14 protein-coding genes are annotated in these 16829 nt (G+C 63.7%); 11 read left to right on the top strand and 3 right to left on the bottom strand.

Annotation, left to right across the window (positions count from 1 at the left end; all coding sequences use genetic code 11):
- Positions 1–34 precede the first annotated feature (34 nt).
- Entirely contained in the window at positions 35–1495 is a 1461-nt protein-coding gene (gene pdxR, locus DOM57_RS14540) for a MocR-like pyridoxine biosynthesis transcription factor PdxR (protein WP_110649923.1), read from the bottom strand.
- A 190-nt stretch (positions 1496–1685) separates the two neighbouring features.
- Here pdxR and DOM57_RS14535 point away from each other — a divergent pair, with 190 nt between their 5' ends.
- The 5 genes from DOM57_RS14535 (at position 1686) to trhO (ending at position 5074) form a co-directional block, all read left to right on the top strand.
- Entirely contained in the window at positions 1686–2132 is a 447-nt protein-coding gene (locus DOM57_RS14535) for a GNAT family N-acetyltransferase (protein ID WP_110649922.1), read from the top strand.
- A gap of 81 nt (positions 2133–2213) precedes the next feature.
- Positions 2214–2600, top strand: a complete 387-nt coding sequence (locus tag DOM57_RS14530; protein WP_239496245.1) for a rhodanese-like domain-containing protein — start codon at positions 2214–2216, stop codon at positions 2598–2600.
- Positions 2601–2608: 8 nt separating this feature from the next.
- The gene (locus tag DOM57_RS14525; protein WP_110649920.1) at positions 2609–3361 is read left to right on the top strand and encodes a GNAT family N-acetyltransferase; all 753 of its coding nucleotides are present in this window, start codon (positions 2609–2611) and stop codon (positions 3359–3361) included.
- Positions 3362–3364: 3 nt separating this feature from the next.
- Positions 3365–4006, top strand: coding sequence for an FMN-binding negative transcriptional regulator (locus DOM57_RS14520; protein WP_110649919.1), 642 nt, complete (start codon positions 3365–3367; stop codon positions 4004–4006).
- A gap of 126 nt (positions 4007–4132) precedes the next feature.
- The gene (gene trhO / locus DOM57_RS14515; protein ID WP_110649918.1) at positions 4133–5074 is read left to right on the top strand and encodes an oxygen-dependent tRNA uridine(34) hydroxylase TrhO; all 942 of its coding nucleotides are present in this window, start codon (positions 4133–4135) and stop codon (positions 5072–5074) included.
- 222 nt (positions 5075–5296) lie between these two features.
- Here trhO and DOM57_RS14510 read toward each other — a convergent pair whose 3' ends face one another.
- Positions 5297–5944 (bottom strand): YrbL family protein, encoded by a 648-nt coding sequence (locus DOM57_RS14510; protein ID WP_110649917.1) that lies wholly within the window; start codon positions 5942–5944, stop codon positions 5297–5299.
- Between the two features lie 68 nt (positions 5945–6012).
- Entirely contained in the window at positions 6013–8988 is a 2976-nt protein-coding gene (glnE, locus tag DOM57_RS14505; protein WP_110649916.1) for a bifunctional [glutamate--ammonia ligase]-adenylyl-L-tyrosine phosphorylase/[glutamate--ammonia-ligase] adenylyltransferase, read from the bottom strand.
- A 197-nt stretch (positions 8989–9185) separates the two neighbouring features.
- Between glnE and DOM57_RS14500 the strand changes: the two genes are divergently transcribed.
- The 6 genes from DOM57_RS14500 to katG all read left to right on the top strand — a co-directional run bounded on the left by DOM57_RS14500 (position 9186) and on the right by katG (position 16775).
- Entirely contained in the window at positions 9186–10874 is a 1689-nt protein-coding gene (locus tag DOM57_RS14500) for a thiamine pyrophosphate-binding protein (RefSeq protein ID WP_110649915.1), read from the top strand.
- A gap of 97 nt (positions 10875–10971) precedes the next feature.
- Positions 10972–11289, top strand: coding sequence for an NIPSNAP family protein (locus DOM57_RS14495; protein WP_110649914.1), 318 nt, complete (start codon positions 10972–10974; stop codon positions 11287–11289).
- 81 nt (positions 11290–11370) lie between these two features.
- On the top strand, positions 11371–12354 hold the full coding sequence (locus tag DOM57_RS14490; RefSeq protein WP_110649913.1) for a Bug family tripartite tricarboxylate transporter substrate binding protein: 984 nt from the start codon (positions 11371–11373) through the stop codon (positions 12352–12354).
- A gap of 65 nt (positions 12355–12419) precedes the next feature.
- Positions 12420–12899: a tripartite tricarboxylate transporter TctB family protein gene (locus DOM57_RS14485; protein WP_110649912.1), complete on the top strand. Its 480-nt coding sequence runs from the start codon at positions 12420–12422 to the stop codon at positions 12897–12899.
- 3 nt (positions 12900–12902) lie between these two features.
- Positions 12903–14432, top strand: coding sequence for a tripartite tricarboxylate transporter permease (locus DOM57_RS14480; protein WP_110649911.1), 1530 nt, complete (start codon positions 12903–12905; stop codon positions 14430–14432).
- A gap of 183 nt (positions 14433–14615) precedes the next feature.
- A complete protein-coding gene (gene katG, locus DOM57_RS14475) occupies positions 14616–16775 on the top strand; it encodes a catalase/peroxidase HPI (RefSeq protein WP_110649910.1) in 2160 nt (719 codons plus the stop codon).
- Positions 16776–16829: the final 54 nt, after the last annotated feature.

Raw genomic sequence — 16829 nt, 5'->3', positions numbered from 1 at the left:
CGTAATCTTGAACCGCTCGACTTGGCCGCGCCGATCAGGCGCGGCCTTTTCGTGTCCGGGATGGCCGCTCCCGTGCCAGCCAGTTCTCGCCCAGCCACCGCCCCGCCAAATCGATTTCCGCTTCCGTGGCGCAGGCATAGCCAAGCACCAGCCCCGGTTCGCCGGGGCCCTCGAGATAGTAGCGCGACAGCGGAGACAGCAGGATGCTCGTCGCGCGGGCGTGTGCGACCAGTTCGCTTTCGAGCGCATGACTCTCGAGATGGGCGACCAGGTGCATGCCGGCATGGCCGGAAGACAGCACAAGCCCTGCGGCAATTGCCGGTGCCAGCGCCTGGCGCAGCCTGGCCTGGCGCTCCCGGTAGCACTCGCGCATGCGGGCGACGTGGCGCACGAAGTGACCTTCGCCGATGAAATCCGCCAACGCGGCCTGAACCGCGTACTGGCCCTCGCGATGTAGCCGCGCATTGGCCCGCCGGAACGGCTCGACCAGCGCTTCCGGCAGCACCAGATAGCCCAGGCGCAGCCCGGGATAGAGCACCTTGCTGAAGGTGCCGACGTAGATCACCGGTGCGCTCGGAATGAGCCCCTGCAGCGAGGCGATCGGCGCGCTGGCATAACGGAACTCGCTATCGTAGTCGTCCTCGACGATCCAGGCGCCCTCGCGCCGGGCACGTTCCAGCAGCGCCATGCGCCGTGGCAAGGTCATCGTCACGCCACGGGGATATTGGTGCGACGGCGTCACGTAGATCAGCCGGGGCGCCGGAGTCGACGCCGGCAGCGTATCGATGTCCATGCCCTCTTCGTCCACCGCCACCGGCTGCAGCGTCAGCCCCGCCGAAGCGAAGCAGGATTGCGCCCCGCCATAGCCCGGCTCCTCCAGCCATACGCAGTCGCCCGCATCGGCGAGTAGCCGCGCGATCAGCTCGAACCCCTGCTGCGCCCCCTGGGTGATCAGGATCTGCTCCGGCCGGCAACGCACGGAACGGGACAGACGCAGATAGTCGCACAGCGCCTCGCGCAAGGCCGGTACACCACCTTGCTTTGGGTAGTCGAACCACTCAGTGGGCGCACGTTGTTGGTGGCGGCGTAACAGGCGTTGCCAGCGCTCGCGAGGTAACCGATCCAGTGCCGGCACGCCCGGCGCGAAGGCCATGTGGCGCGCGCTCAACGTAGCGCTGAAATCGAGAATGCGCAGGCCCCGAGCGGAGAGCGATGGTGTCGCGGCGCCGGATGCCGATGTCGCCCTCGCCAGGGCTTCCGGTCGCCACTCGGCAACGAATACGCCGGCACCGGGCCGCGACACCAGAAATCCTTCGGCGATGAGTCGGTCGATGGCGCCCAGCACGGTATTGCGGCCCAGCCCGAGCTCGCGTGCCAACCGGCGAGAGGAAGGTAGCGCCATACCGGCACCGAGCCTGCCTTCCTGAATCCAGTCTCGCAGCGATCGATAGAGTCGCTGGGTCAAGGTCAACGCCGAAGGCAAAGCGAGTTGCATGGTCAACGCTTCGATGACCCACAGTCGGTGGTCATGAGATGACGGCACTGGTTCCCTCACTATTGCCGAGACTGGCTCTTATGAAGGAACCACTATGGCGTCAAACTCTCGCCCAGTCACCTTTTCTTGGCCACCTTTCGTCTCTTCACTTTTCGCCTCTTCTTAGTCACCCATCGGTAAAGGAGCCGCCATGACCACGATTCGCCAAGCCAATATCCATGATCTCGAAGCCCTGGTGCCGCTGGTCGATGGCTATCGCCAGTTCTATGCCCAGGTCAGTCATCCCGAAGGGGTGCGGCGCTTCATGCGCGAGCGCTTCGAGAAAGGCGATGCCCATGTCCTGCTGGCACATGACGCTGACGACCAGGCCATCGGTTTCGTGCAGATATTTCCCGTGCCGGCAACAACGGATCTGGCTCCGCGCTGGATTCTCAACGACCTGTTCGTGACGCCTGAAGCACGCCGCCACGGTACCGGCAGCGCCCTGCTGCGTGCCGCCCATGAACTGGCCCGCTCCCATGGCGTTCCTAAGCTGCTGCTGCGCACCCAGGTCGAGAACCGCACCGCCCAGTCCCGCTACGAAGCCCTCGGCTGGCAGCGCGACGAGGCTTTTCATACTTATTTATTGACCATTTAAGCTATCCGGAGGATCAAAATGCCCACTGAATCACTCGTTCTTGCAGTTCCGCCAGCGTCCCCTGAAGAGAGCGCTGCTGCCATGCTCGAAAAACTACGTCTACATACCGATGCCTGGGATCTAGCGGTGGATCTTGCCAATGGCGTCACCGAAATCGTGGTAGTCGACACGCGAAGCCAAGCGCACTACCTGGCCGGACATATTCCAGGTGCGATCAATCTTCCCCACGTCGAAATGACGGTGGATCGACTCGCTTCGCTGGATCGCTCCCGTCTCTACATCAGTTACTGCGATGGAATCGGCTGTAACGGTTCGACCTGGGGCGCATTCAAGCTCGCCAGCGCAGGACTCCGCGTCAAGGAACTGCTCGGCGGGCTCGATTTCTGGCGCCGTGATGGTCATCCAATCGCCATCGGTTCCGATGCCGGAAGTTTGCACGGCCATGAACTCGAATCCTGCGGCTGTTGAGAAGCATCATGAGTCAGACACGAAACGAATACGGCCAGCCCGTCGGCCCGGATATCGACGGCTGGCAGCCGCCGCCGGCACTTCGGGCCGCAACCCTGAAAGGCCACTGCTGCCGCCTGGAACCGCTGGACGCCGCCCTGCATGGGCCGGCTCTGTGGCGGGCCTGGCAGTTGCCGGATCCCGCTATCGCCAACGATCACGAAGCCAAGGCGCGCTGGACCTATCTCGGCGGCCGTCAATTCGACGACGATGCCGGTTGCCGGCGTTGGCTGGAGAAATGCGAGGAAGATCGTTCGCGCTTGAGTTTCGCTATCGTCGATCGGCGAGACCACGAGGCTGTCGGATTCGCCAGCTACCTCAATATCGTACCGGCGGACGGACGCATCGAGATCGGTCATCTGAGCTTCTCGCCGCGAATGGCGCGCACACCGGTCTCCAGCGAGGCGCTGATGCTGATGATGGAGCACGCCTTCGCCCTGGGTTATCGGCGCCTCGAATGGAAATGCGATGCACTGAACGCGCCATCCCGACGCGCCGCCGAACGCCTGGGCTTTCGCTTCGAAGGCATCTTTCGTCAACATCGCGTGGTCGACGGGCGCAACCGCGATAGCGCCTGGTATTCGATCATCGATGGCGAATGGCCGGCGATCCATGAGTGCCATCGCCGCTGGTTGTCGCCGCGGAACTTCGATGCCGAGGGTCGGCAGCGGCAATCCCTGTCAAGCATGACAGCGTCTCTCAGCACCATCCGGGAACCTTGAGCCATGTACCAACCGTGCCAGTTCCGCATCGAAGAGCGTGCCGTGTTGCAGGAAATCATCGACGGCTTTCCCTTTGCGACGCTGATTACCCATTCCCCTGACGGTGCCCTCAGCGCCGATCATCTGCCGCTATTGTTCGAGCCAGATACGAGCGAGCGTACGCTGGGCACGTTGCGCGGGCATATCGCACGGGCCAACCCGCTCACCGGAGGACCGGCAACCATCGACGCCCTGGCGATCTTCCACGGGCCGCAGGCCTACGTCACGCCGAGCTGGTACCCGGCCAAGCGCGAACACGGCAAGGTCGTGCCGACCTGGAACTATCAGGTGGTGCATACCCACGGCCGGCTACGCCTGATCGACGACGCCGACTGGCTCAGGGCGGTGGTGGGCGCACTGACCGAGCGCTTCGAAGGCGATCGCGACGATCCCTGGTCGATCGACGACGCTCCGCCCGCCTACATCGAAACCATGTGTCGAGCCATCGTCGGGATCGAACTGACCATCGAGCGTCTGGAAGGCAAGCGCAAGGCCAGCCAGCACAAGCCGCTCGGGGAACGCGCAGCGATCTTGCGGGGATTGCAGGAAGAGTACGGTTACACTGCGCAGGATGCCGTCTGCCTGAGTGGCACCGACGTGAACTGAAAGGTTTGCCGTATCGCTCGTCCCTGCGACGCCGCGCCACTGGACGTCGCGGCGTGGCCGGGTAGAATGCGCGTCGTCATACACCCAGGTCTGCCCTTTACGCGGGCAACTACCAGGAGTCATAGCATGTCATCACCCGATCATCCGATCGTCGTTGCGGCGTTGTATCAATTCGTCACGCTCGACGATCACGAATCACTGCGCGAGCCGCTGCTCGACGAAATGAAGCGGCTCGACGTCAAGGGCACTCTGCTGCTGGCCAACGAGGGCATCAACGGCACCATTTCCGGCACGCGCGAAAGCATCGGCGCGCTGCTCGCCTGGCTCAAGCGCGACGCCCGTTTCGCCGCCCTGGATCATAAGGAATCCTACTGCGACGAGCATCCGTTCTACCGCACCAAGGTCAAGCTCAAGCGCGAGATCGTCACGCTGGGCGTGGAAGGCGTCGACCCCAACCGGCGCGTGGGTACCTACGTCGAGCCGGAGCAGTGGAACGAGTTGATCGACGACCCCGAGGTGCTGGTCATCGACACCCGCAACGACTACGAAGTGGCGATCGGCAGTTTCGAGGGCGCGGTCGATCCCAAGACCAAGTCGTTCCGTGAATTTCCCGAGTACGTCAAACGCCATTACGACCCGAGCCGCCACAAGAAAGTGGCGATGTTCTGCACCGGCGGTATTCGTTGCGAAAAGGCCTCGAGCTTCATGCTGAACGAAGGCTTCGAGGAGGTCTTTCATCTCAAGGGCGGCATTCTCAACTATCTGGAGAAGGTGCCGGAATCCGAGACCCGCTGGCGCGGCGACTGCTTCGTCTTCGACAACCGGGTCACGGTGCGCCACGACCTGAGCGAGGGCGAGTACGAGCAGTGCCATGCCTGTCGCATGCCGATCTCGGCCGAGGACCAGACTTCGGACAAGTATTCGCCGGGGGTGAGCTGCCCGCACTGCTGGGACTCCCTGCCGGAAAAGACCCGCGCCAGCGCCCGCGAGCGGCAGAAGCAGATCGAGCTGGCCCGTGTCCGTAACGAGCCGCATCCGATCGGACGCAATCCCCGCGAAACGGCTTAAGAAAGAACGCTCTTCTCGATCGCAGCGATACCCTTTCGGTCCAACCGAAAGGGTATCGTCGTTTTTACCTTCGGTCTCAGAGGGTGTCTACAAAACAGGCGAATGAAGGCAAGACAAGGCGAAATCGATCGAACAAGCGCAGTTTACAAGTGGTAAATGAGCATTGTGAGGGCGGTTTCAACGCCGTATTGCCGAGTGCAGCCTTTTTTTGTAGACACCTTCTCAATGCACGCTGCGCAGCAGCCCATCCCGCTGGAACTCGGGCAACAGACCGTGGCGCGTCAACTTGGCGAAGAAACGCTTCATGCGCCGTTCGATCTTCTGACGCGCGAACCAGGGCCAGACATTGGCCAGGGGCATGAAGTCGGGGTTGGAGATACCATCGATCAACCACAGTCGCACGCTGCCATCGGCACGGCGCTGGCAGACGACGTTACGGTCGTTGATATCGGAAGGTACGATCCAGTTGTCATGCAGGTAGCGATAGAGCCGCTGCAGCTCGGCGCGAAATGCCGGCGTTTCGAACCAAGCGCTGTCGCCGCTCTGGCGATAGTCACGCATGGTAGGCGAGACGCAACCATCAGCATCGGTGATCAGCGCGAAGACCAGGCCTTCGCCATGATCCGTCGCCAAGGTACCGAAATATTCCGGCACGTAGCGCCAATCCGAGAGGCCACGGCGTCTGAGCACCTCGAAGTAGGCCTTCTCGCGCTCGTTCTGATGACTACCCTTCTCGGGAAAGCGGGGCACCTTGATGCAGCGCCCGGCATGCTCGGGATGGCGATAGACGGCGCGGTCATTGCCATGGGCAATTTCGCTGGCGGTTGATAATGAAAACGTCGATGGCAAAGACGTCGATCGTGAAAACATGGCGGGCCGCTCCAAACCGCAACGCGGTTGTCATGACCCGTTAATATTAGCTTAATCAAACGATGTTTTCATTTCTCGTTTCGATGTCCGATCCTGGTGTCGACGTCTTCCCCATCCATTTCTGTCCCCATCCACTGCTGCCAGAGTTCCCGCACCCGGTCCCGGTGCTCGGCGAAATCGGCGGTGCTGACCAAGCTTCCCCCTTTTGCCAGTGAAGCCCGGTGGCTGGCATTGCGATACGCGAGATAGGCCGCCTGCAGATCCCGCGCCTCCTGTTCCGGCAAGCCACCGCTCTCGGCCAAGGCGTCCAGCAGGCGCATATTGTCGGTCACCTCGAGCAGCGCCGGAGTCCGATGCGATAGCGCCAGCACGGCGAACTGGTTCATGAACTCGATATCGACCAGCCCGCCGGCGTCCTGCTTCAGGTGAAACTGCCCCGCCTCTCTGGCTTCCCCGCCGCTGCCGAGGTGCTCGCGCATTTTCGCGCGCATCTTGACCACCTCGTCACGCAGGCCAGCGCACTCACGCTGACGGCTCAGCACCTCCCGGCGCACGCCTTCGAAACGCTCCGCCAGCGCGGAGCTCCCCGCCACCGGCCGGGCCCGCACCAGCGCCTGATGCTCCCAGGTCCAGGCCTCGCGGCGCTGGTACTCGGCGAAGGCATCGAGCGAAGAGACCAGCAAGCCGGCATTGCCCGAGGGACGCAGGCGCATGTCGACCTCATACAGCGTGCCGCTGGGTGTGGTGGCGGTCAGCAGGTGGATGATGCGCTGTCCGAGCCGGGTGAAGAACACCACGTTGTCGATCGATTTCGCCCCGTCGGTCACCCCCTGGGGCGCGGCATCGTAGAGGAACACCAGGTCGAGGTCGGAGCCATAACCAAGCTCGATGCCGCCCAGCTTGCCGTAGCCGACGATCAAGAAGGCCGCCTGCGCCGCGCCCTCGCGGGGTTTCGGCTGGCCATAGCGCGCCGCCAGCGATCGCCAGGACATCTGCAGCACGGCCTCGAGCACCACCTCGGCGATGGCGGTAAGATAGTCGCTGACCTTCATCAGCACGCGCGCACCGGCGATATCGGAAGCCGCCACGCGCAGAACCTGGCTCTGCTTGAATATCCGTAGCGCTTCGAGCAGCCCCTCCTCGTCATCCTCGGGAATGCGCGCCAGGGTCTGGCGCAACTCATCGCTCAGGCGCTGCTTGTCGGCCGGGGAATAGAGCGTGGCCGGGGTCAGCAGTTCGTCGAGCAGAATCGGGTGGCGCGCCAGCTGTTCGGCGATCCAGGGGCTGGCGGCGCAGAGTCGGACGAGCGAAGGCAGCACGCCCGGATTCTCGCGCAGCAACGCCAGGTAGGCGGTGCGCCGCAGCACCGCCTCGATCAACGGCAGCACGCGTTCCAGCGCCACGCCCGGCGACTCGCTTGCGGCGGCAGCTTCCAGCAGCATCGGCATGACGGCCTCGAGGCGCTCGTAGCCGATGCGCTGCATCGATTGCACGCCTCGGGAATCGCGAAACGCCTTGAGCCGACGCCAGGCACCCGTTTCGAAACCGGCACGCGCCATCGCCTGCTGCGCGCGCTCGTCATCCCACTCGCCCCGCCACAGCTGGCGCCAGGATTCCAGGCTATCCGCCGGCGGCTCGTCATCGCTGTCGGAGGCTTCGTCCCGCGAGTCGGCGATCACGGCGTCGAAGTGGCGCCGCACCCGCTCGCGGCAGGCCAGGAGCGCTTCTTTCAAGGCAGCCCAGTCCGGCATCTGCATCGCCATCGCCAACCTCGCTCGGTTCTCGGCGTCATCGGGCAACTGCTGCGTCTGACGATCCTGCTGTGCCTGCAACGCATGCTCCAGATTGCGCAGAAAGACGTAATCCTCACGCAACTCGTCGACCACCGTTTGCGGCAGCAGTCCAAGCTCCGCCAGCCGCGCCATCGCCTGGCGCAGCGAGGTGACCTGCAGTTCGGTATCGCGACCGCCGCGAATCAACTGAAACGCCTGGACCACGAACTCCACCTCGCGGATGCCGCCACGCCCGAGCTTGATGTTGTCTTCGCGTCCCAGGCGCTTGACCTCGCGGTGAATCATCGCCTTCATCTCGCGCAGCGACGCGATCGCCCCGAAGTCGAGATACTTGCGGTAGATGAAAGGCTTGAGCGAAGCCAGCAATTCCTGTCCGGCGGCCAGGTCGCCCGCCACCGGACGCGCCTTGAGCATGGCATAACGCTCCCACTCACGCCCCTGGTCCTGGTAGTAACCGGTCAACATGTTGAAGCTGCCGACCAGCGGCCCGCCGTCGCCCAGCGGCCGCAACCGCATGTCGACCCGAAACACGAAACCGTCGGCGGTGATCGCATCCAGCGCCGCGATCAGCTTCTGGCCCAGTTTGGTGAAATACTGCTGGTGGTCGTATTCGCGCTCCCCGCCCCGGGTCGTGCCCTTCTCCGGAAAGGCGAAGATCAGATCGATATCGGAAGAGAGATTGAGCTCGCCGGCCCCCAGCTTGCCCATCCCCAGCACGACCAAGCGCTGCGGCGAGCCGTCGCCGCGCGCCTGCGGCGTGCCCCAGCGCGGCGCCAGATGATGCTCCAGCCAGTCCAGTGCCTGCTCGAGGCAAACCTCGGCCAGGGTGGAGACAGCGCCGGCCGTCCGCCACATCTCGGCGCCGTTGAGGTCGCGCCAGACGATGCCCAGCATACGTGCCTGGCGGAATCGGCGCAGTGCCGCCTGCATCGCCTCCTCGCGCTCCGCCGCGGCCAGCGACCGGCTCAGTCGAGCATTCAGCCATTCGCGGGCGGGAGGCGTCTCGAGTTCGCCGCTGTCCATCAGTTCTTCCAGCAGCGCTGGGCGCCGCGCCAGCGTCTCGCAGGCGAAATCGGAGAGCAGGCAGGTCCTGGCCAGCTGACGCCGTCGCGCCGTATCCAGCGCGTCCCACGTCGCTTCGAACCGAGAGGCATCGCCGGCGCTCGTCAGCGCCTCGCGCAAGTCCACCCAGGCGGTGGCCAACTCCGGCGGCACATCGAGTTCGGGAAACCAATCATCGGACAAGGGCATGACAACGACTCCGGGGATTTTCAAAGCCCGCCCAGCATAGCGGGTGCCTCGCCCGGCACCCAAGCGACCAAGGTCGCTGCTGCGGCACGCCACTTTGTCATACAACATTGGTCTAAGCGCACTTATCAGCGGCCGGAAAAGGGGTTATGGAGTAGGAGGCCTGGCGTCCGCCAGGTCAATCATTCTCGGGAGGCTGCATGGAAAGGACCACAATGCCACGCACCGGCGGCGAGGTGCTGGTGGATCAATTGCTCGTCCACGGCGCCGATCACGCTTACTGCGTGCCGGGCGAAAGCTATCTCGCCGTGCTCGATGCCCTGTATGCGGTGCGCGACCGGTTCCGGCTCTACAACGCCCGCCACGAGGCCGGCGCCGCCAACATGGCCGAGGCCTACGGCAAACTCAGCGGCAAACCCGGAATCGCTTTCGTGACCCGCGGCCCCGGTGCCTGTCATGCCGCCATCGGCGTGCATATCGCAATGCAGGATTCGACGCCGATGATCCTGTTCATCGGTCAGGTGGATCGCCCCGCCCTGGATCGCGAGGCGTTCCAGGAGATCGACTACCGTGCCATGTTCGGCGGCATGGCCAAATGGGTCGCCCAGATCGATGATGCCCGGCGGATCCCCGAATATCTCTCCCGTGCCTTCCGCACCGCAACCAGCGGCCGCCCCGGCCCAGTGGTCCTGGCGCTGCCGGAGGACATGCTCACCGACACGGTCGAGGTTGCCGATGCACCCGCCTATACGGCGACCACCCCGGGGCTCTCCCCCGCCGATCTCGAGACGCTCGTCGCCGCCCTGGAGAGCGCCCGGCGACCGCTGGTGCTGGTCGGCGGAGGCGGATGGCGCGACGCCGATTGCGCCGCCCTCACACGCTTCGCCGAGGCCAACCATCTGCCGGTCGCCTGCGCGTTTCGTCGCCAGGATCTGATCGACAATCGCTCCCCGGCCTATGTCGGCGACTTCGGCACCACGGTCTCGCCGACGCTGCTCGCGGGTATCCGCGAAGCCGACCTGCTGCTGGTGGTCAACGCCCGCCTGGGCGAGATGACGACCCGTGGCTACACCACGCTGGAGGCGCCCACGCCACGCCAGCGGTTGTTGCATCTTCACCTCGACCCCGACGAGATCGGTCGCGTATACGCTCCCGAAATCGGCCTGACGGTCACTCCAGGCGCCTTTGCCCATGCCGTCGCCGAGCGACGTCTGTCAGCGCGGGAACGCTGGGCCGACTGGCAGCGCAGGCTGCGCGACGAGCATCTCGCCGATCGGCAACCGCCCGCCTATGACGGCGACCTGGATGTCTCCCGCGCGCTCGTCGAAGCCAATACGCTGCTGCCCGACGAAACCACTGTCACCCTGGACGCCGGCAACCATACCGGCTGGGCGCAGCGCTTTCTCCAGTATGCCCGCCCCGGACGCCAGATCGGCTCCACCTGTGGCGCGATGGGCTATGCCGTTCCCGCTGCCGTGGCCGCATCGCTGACCCGCCGCGACCATCAGGTGCTGGCCTGCGTCGGCGACGGCGGTTTCATGATGAGCGGTCAGGAGATCGCCACGGCGGTTCAACACGGCGGCAAGCTGATCGTACTGCTGTTCAACAACGCCAGCTACGGCACCATTCGCATGCATCAGGAACGTGACTATCCCGAGCGTGTCATCGGCACCGACCTGTGCAATCCGAACTTCACGCAGATGGCCACGGCGATGGGGGCACGGGCCGAAGTCGTCACCCGCACCGCGGAGTTCATCCCGGCTTTGCAGCGGGCATTGGACCATGACGGCCCCTCGCTGATCGAATTGCGGACCGACGTCGAACGGATCACCTCGCGAACCACCCTGACAAGGTTGCGGGGCGCCGATGGTCGAGCGGGAAGCAGGTGAATCGAGTCGCTGCCACCAAGGTTGTATTACATCGTACGAATAAACCCGCTACACCTATCGCATCGCAACGTTTGTCCGAAAAATCAGGAACACGCCAATGATCATCGACCACCGCACTTACACCATGGTACCGGGCAGGCTCAAAGCCTTTCTCGAACTCTACGAACGGGAGGGGCTGCCCGTCCAGCGCAAACATCTCGGTGAACCGATCGGCTATTTCACCGTCGAGACCGGACCGCAGAATCAGGTCGTGCATCTATGGGGTTACGAGAGCGCCGCCGACCGCGAACGCCGACGCACGGCGATGGAGAGCGATCCGGACTGGATCGCGTACCGCCGCAAGAGCGCCGAGGCGGGCAATGTGCAGTACCAGGAGAACAAACTGCTGCGTTCGGTGCCCTTCTCCCCGCTTTGAGGCCTTCCCGCCACCAAGCGGGATATTCGACTCGAGACGGCAACATCCAACGACGACAACACGACCGAAAGGAACACGCCAATGTTCATCCGCAAGCTCACCCTGGGGATCAGCTGCACGGCCCTGATGATCGCCGCAACCGGCGCCCAGGCAGATTTCCCCAACCGCGACATTCGCGTCATCGTGCCTTGGGCCGCGGGGGGCGGCACCGATGCCATCGTGCGCAAGATCTCCAACATTGCCGAGCAGTCACTGCCGGTTTCGATGTATGTCGAGAACGTCGAGGGCGGCATGAGCGCCACTGGACTGCTGCAGCTGACCAAGGCTCGCCCGGATGGTCAGACCATTGCCGCGCTGACCTACGACAGCGTGATCACCGTCCCCTGGCAGGGCACCATTCCCGGTTTCGGGGTCGATCAGATGAAGTTGATCGCCCGTATCACCAGCGAACCGGATGCCATCATCACCACCGCCGATGCGCCTTATCACTCCTTCGACGAATTGGTCGCCGCCGCCAAGGAAAAGCCGGGCAGCATACGTGTCGGCATCCAGAACATGGGATCGCGGACCCATTTGACCCTGCTGCAGCTGCAGGACAAGGCCGGTGTCGAGTTCAAGATCGTGTCCTACCCCGGCGGCGCCGCGCCGCAGAAGGAGGCTCTGCTCAATGGCGAGGTCGACTTCGTCATCACCAGCCTCGGCGACTTCGCGCCACTGATCGAGTCAGGGCAGGCACGCGGACTGGTGGAGTTCTCGGACAAGCAGAACCAAGGCTTTCCGGACGTGCCGCCGATCAGCCAGACCGATGCCGGCATCGATCTGCAGATGGGCAGCTTCATCATCCTGGCGGCACCGGCGCGCACCCCGGATGTTGCCGTCGACACCTTGGAAAACGCCTATCACGAGGCTTTCGAAAGCGACGAGTTCCAGCAGTGGTTGCCCAAGATCGGCGTCACGCCCAGTTGGCTGGGAAGCGATGATGTCACCGACTGGGTCGAACAGACCCAGGAGTCGCTGTTCAGCACGATGGATCAGCTCGCCGAGCAGGGCGTGCTGGAAAAATAACGTCTTCATCGCGGGGAAATGCATCTTTCGCTGCCCCGCGATGCACCATCAACCAGGTGTCTTGCATGTCTCCCAAACGTCTCATTGCCGACGGGCGCTTCGTCGTACCCGCCGTGCTGACGATCGTCACCGTCGTCTACCTGATCGAGGCCATACGCATCGGCCCGCCAATGAAAGGGGGCAACATGACGCCCGCCTTCTTTCCCATCGCCATCGCCATCGTCACCCTGATCGCGCTGGCCTGCGCCATGGTTCAGGCCATTCGTGGCATGGCGACGCAGGCCGAGTCGGAAGACCGGCCACGCGGCGGCATCTCGGCCAAGGCGCTGGCGGTGACCTTGATCACGGCCGCCTATCTGGCGGCCTTCGATGTCGCCGGCTATTTCGTCGCCACGTTCTTCTACGTGCTGCTGCTGAGCGTGATCTTCGGCGGGCGTCGCGGCTGGCCGTTCAAGCTGCTCGCGGCGGTGGTCATCACCGCGCTCGGTTTCGGCCTGTTCGAACTGGTCTTCCAGGTTCGCCTACCTACCTTGTGGAGCCAATGATCCATGGACATCTTGCATGCCATGCTGCATGGATTCGCCGTTCTGGCCCAGCCCGAGACCCTGCTCTACATGGTCGGCGGCTTTCTGATCGGCACCTTCTTCGGCGCGGTGCCGGGCCTGACCTCGGTGCTGGCGATCGCCCTGCTGCTGCCGCTCACCTACAGTCTCGACGTCAGTTCCGCCCTGGTTGCCTGTGCCAGCATTTTCATGGCCGGGATGTGCAGCGGCAGCATCACCGCCACCACCATCAACATTCCGGGTGCACCAGCCTCGATGATGACAGCGATAGAAGGCTACCCGATGCAACAGCGCGGCGAGGGTGCCAAGGCGCTGGGGCATGCCGCCCTGGGGTCGATGATCGGCGGTTCGATCGGTGCACTGCTGCTGATGGTGGTGGCGCCACTCGCCGCCGATGCCGCCTTGCTGATCCGCACGCCGGGTAAATTCGCGCTGATCGCCTTTGCGCTGATCGTCATCATCATCTCCCAGCGCGGTTCGGTCACCAAAGGCACGATCGCCACGCTATTCGGAGTGATGATCGCCACCATCGGCATCGATGTGATGCAGCCACTGGCACGTTTCACCTTCGGCACCAGCGCGCTGGTACAAGGCATCGACATGATGCCGCTGATCATCGGTACCTTCGCCATCAGCGAGTTGCTGGTCCAGGCCGACTCCCGCGATCGACGCACCGTCGATCCCAGCCAGATGAAAGCAGCCAAGGTTCGCCGGCGCGATTTCATCCCCCCGCTCTCCGAGGTTCGCGAAATCGGTCTCTACCGCTACCTCAAGAGCGCCGTGATCGGTTACGCGGTCGGCATACTGCCCGGCGCCGGCGGCTCGATGGCGGCTTTCGTCTCCTATGCCGAGGCGATGCGTTCCTCGAAACATCCGGAGCGCTTCGGCAAGGGCAACCCGGAAGGCATCGCGGCGGCGGAGTGCGCCAACAACTCGATGTGCGGTGGCGCCTTCGTGCCCATGCTCACCTTCGGCATTCCCGGCGATCCGACCACCGCCATCGTCCTCGGTGTGATGATCATCAACGGCCTGCAACCGGGACCGCAGTTCATGAATACCCAGCTCGAACTGGTCGCGCCGATGTTCGCCTCGCTGTTCGTCAGCGCCCTGATCCTGATCCCGCTGACGCTCTATCTGTTGGGCCCTTATTTCCTCAAGATCGTCTCGATCCGCCGTGACGTGCTCTATTCCAGCATCGCGGTCATCGCCCTGGTCGGCAGTTATGTCGCCACCTACTCGGTCTTCCAGATGGCGCTGGCGCTGGTATTCGGCGTGCTGGCCTACTTCCTGCGCAAGCAGAAGTATCCCACCGTCTGTCTGCTGCTGGGTTTCGTGCTCGGCCCGAGCCTGGAGGAGTATTGCCGTCGCGCGCTCTCCATCAATGACGGTAATCCGTCGATCTTCTTCACCAGCCCCGACAGTCTGTTCTTCCTCGCCCTGACCGTGGTGTTCTTCTACTTCATGGTCATTCGCAAACCCAAGGACAACAGCCTGGGTACGCCTCCCGCAAGTTGAGCCACGGCCGCCAGGCCCACCGACAGCCGGCGGGCCTGGCATTAAATAGTAAAAAATTATCAGAATCCTATCTTCATTCAATTTAACAAATCGTAAATCTCTCCGTAGCCTGCCCTTCCAGCCTCCGGTGGCACTCGGCCGTGCCGGCTCGGCCACTGGATTCACAAGAGGGTGAGGATAGAGATGTCAAACGAAACCGAAGCGAAGTGTCCGTTCTCCGGCAAAGCCAGCACGACCGTCGCCGGCAGCGGCACCACCAATCAGGACTGGTGGCCGAACCAGTTGCGCGTGGACCTGCTGAACCAGCATTCCGAGCGCTCCAACCCGCTGGGTGAGCAGTTCAACTATCGCGAAGAATTCCAGAAGCTCGACTACTCCGCACTGAAGGCCGACCTCAAGGCGGTGCTGACCAACTCGCAGGAGTGGTGGCCGGCCGACTGGGGTTCCTATATCGGTCTGTTCATCCGCATGGCCTGGCACAGCGCCGGCACCTATCGTCTCGTCGATGGCCGCGGCGGCGCCGGCCGTGGCCAGCAGCGCTTCGCGCCGCTCAACTCGTGGCCGGACAACGTCAGCCTGGACAAGGCCCGGCGCCTGTTGTGGCCGATCAAGCAGAAGTATGGCCAGCAGATCTCCTGGGCCGACCTCATCGTCCTGGCCGGCAACGTGGCGCTGGAATCCTCCGGCTTCCGCACCTTCGGCTTCGCCGCCGGCCGCGAGGACGTGTGGGAACCGGACATGGACGTCAACTGGGGCGCCGAGAAGACCTGGCTGGCGCACCGTGATCCGGAAACCCTGGCCAACAATCCGCTGGCCGCCACCGAAATGGGGTTGATCTACGTCAATCCGGAAGGTCCCAACGCCAGCGGCGATCCACTGTCGGCGGCGCCGGCCATCCGCGCCACCTTCGGCAACATGGCGATGGACGACGAAGAGATCGTCGCCTTGATCGCCGGCGGACACACGCTCGGTAAGACCCATGGCGCCGGACCCGCCGAAGCGATCGGTCCGGACCCTGAAGCCTCCACGCTGGAATCGCAAGGTCTGGGCTGGGCCAACAGTCATGGCACCGGCTCGGGCGCCGATGCCACCACCTCCGGCCTGGAAGTGGTGTGGAGTCAGACGCCGACCCAATGGAGCAACTACTTCTTCGAGAACCTGTTCAAGTACGAATGGGTGCAGACCCGCAGCCCGGCCGGCGCCATCCAGTACGAGGCCAAGGACGCACCGGAGATCATACCCGACCCGTTCGATCCGTCGAAGAAGCGCAAGCCGACCATGCTGGTCACCGACCTCACGCTGCGCTTCGATCCCGAGTTCGAGAAGATCTCGCGTCGCTTCCTCAACGATCCGCAGGCCTTCGCCGACGCTTTCGCCCGCGCCTGGTTCAAGCTGACTCACCGCGACATGGGTCCGAAGGCTCGCTACTTCGGCCCGGAAGTGCCGCAGGAAGACCTGATCTGGCAAGACCCGCTGCCGGCCCCGGTCCATGCGCCAAGCGCGGCGGACGTCGCCGAGTTGAAAGCGCAGATCGCCGATTCCGGCCTGTCGGTCTCCGAACTCGTCTCCACCGCATGGGCCTCGGCCTCCACCTTCCGTGGTGGTGACAAGCGCGGTGGCGCCAATGGTGCGCGTCTGGCCCTGGCACCGCAGAAGGATTGGGAAGTCAACCGAATCGCGGTTTCGGTCCTGCCCAAGCTTCGGGAAATCCAGATGACGTCCGGCAAGGCTTCGCTAGCCGACGTGATCGTGCTGGCCGGTAACGTTGGCGTCGAGCAGGCCGCCAAGGCGGGGGGCGTGGATATCGAAGTCCCGTTCGCACCGGGCCGCGTCGATGCCGCCCAGGAACAGACCGAAGTCGATTCCTTCGCGGTGATGGAACCGGTCGCCGATGGTTTCCGCAATTACCGGAGCGGCAGGCCCGGCGTGCCCACCGAGACGCTGCTGGTCGACAAGGCGCAGCAGCTCACCCTGACAGCGCCGGAGCTTACCGTGCTGATTGGCGGTCTGCGCGTATTGGGCGCCAACCATGACGGTTCCAGCCACGGCGTGTTCACCGATAAAGCCGGCGTGCTCAGCAACGACTTCTTCGTCAACCTGCTGGATATGGGTACCGTGTGGACACCGGTAAACGAAGAAGCCGAGTTGTTCGAGGGCAAGGATCGCAAGAGCGGCGAACTGAAATATACCGCCACCCGCAACGACCTGGTGTTCGGTTCCCACTCGGTGCTGCGCGCGCTGGCTGAGGTCTACGCCAGCAGCGATGCCAAGGAGAAGTTCGTCGAGGATTTCGTCGCCGCCTGGACCAAGGTAATGAACCTGGACCGCTTCGACCTTGCCTGAGCCAGCCACCGCCTGACTGTCTCCCAATCCACTACCGAGAACGCCTCCGCCCCA

The sequence above is a fragment of the Salinicola peritrichatus genome (assembly GCF_003206715.1).
Taxonomy (GTDB): domain Bacteria; phylum Pseudomonadota; class Gammaproteobacteria; order Pseudomonadales; family Halomonadaceae; genus Salinicola; species Salinicola peritrichatus.
Note: the sequence above shows the minus strand (reverse complement) of the source record. Positions and strands in the feature narration are given on the sequence as shown.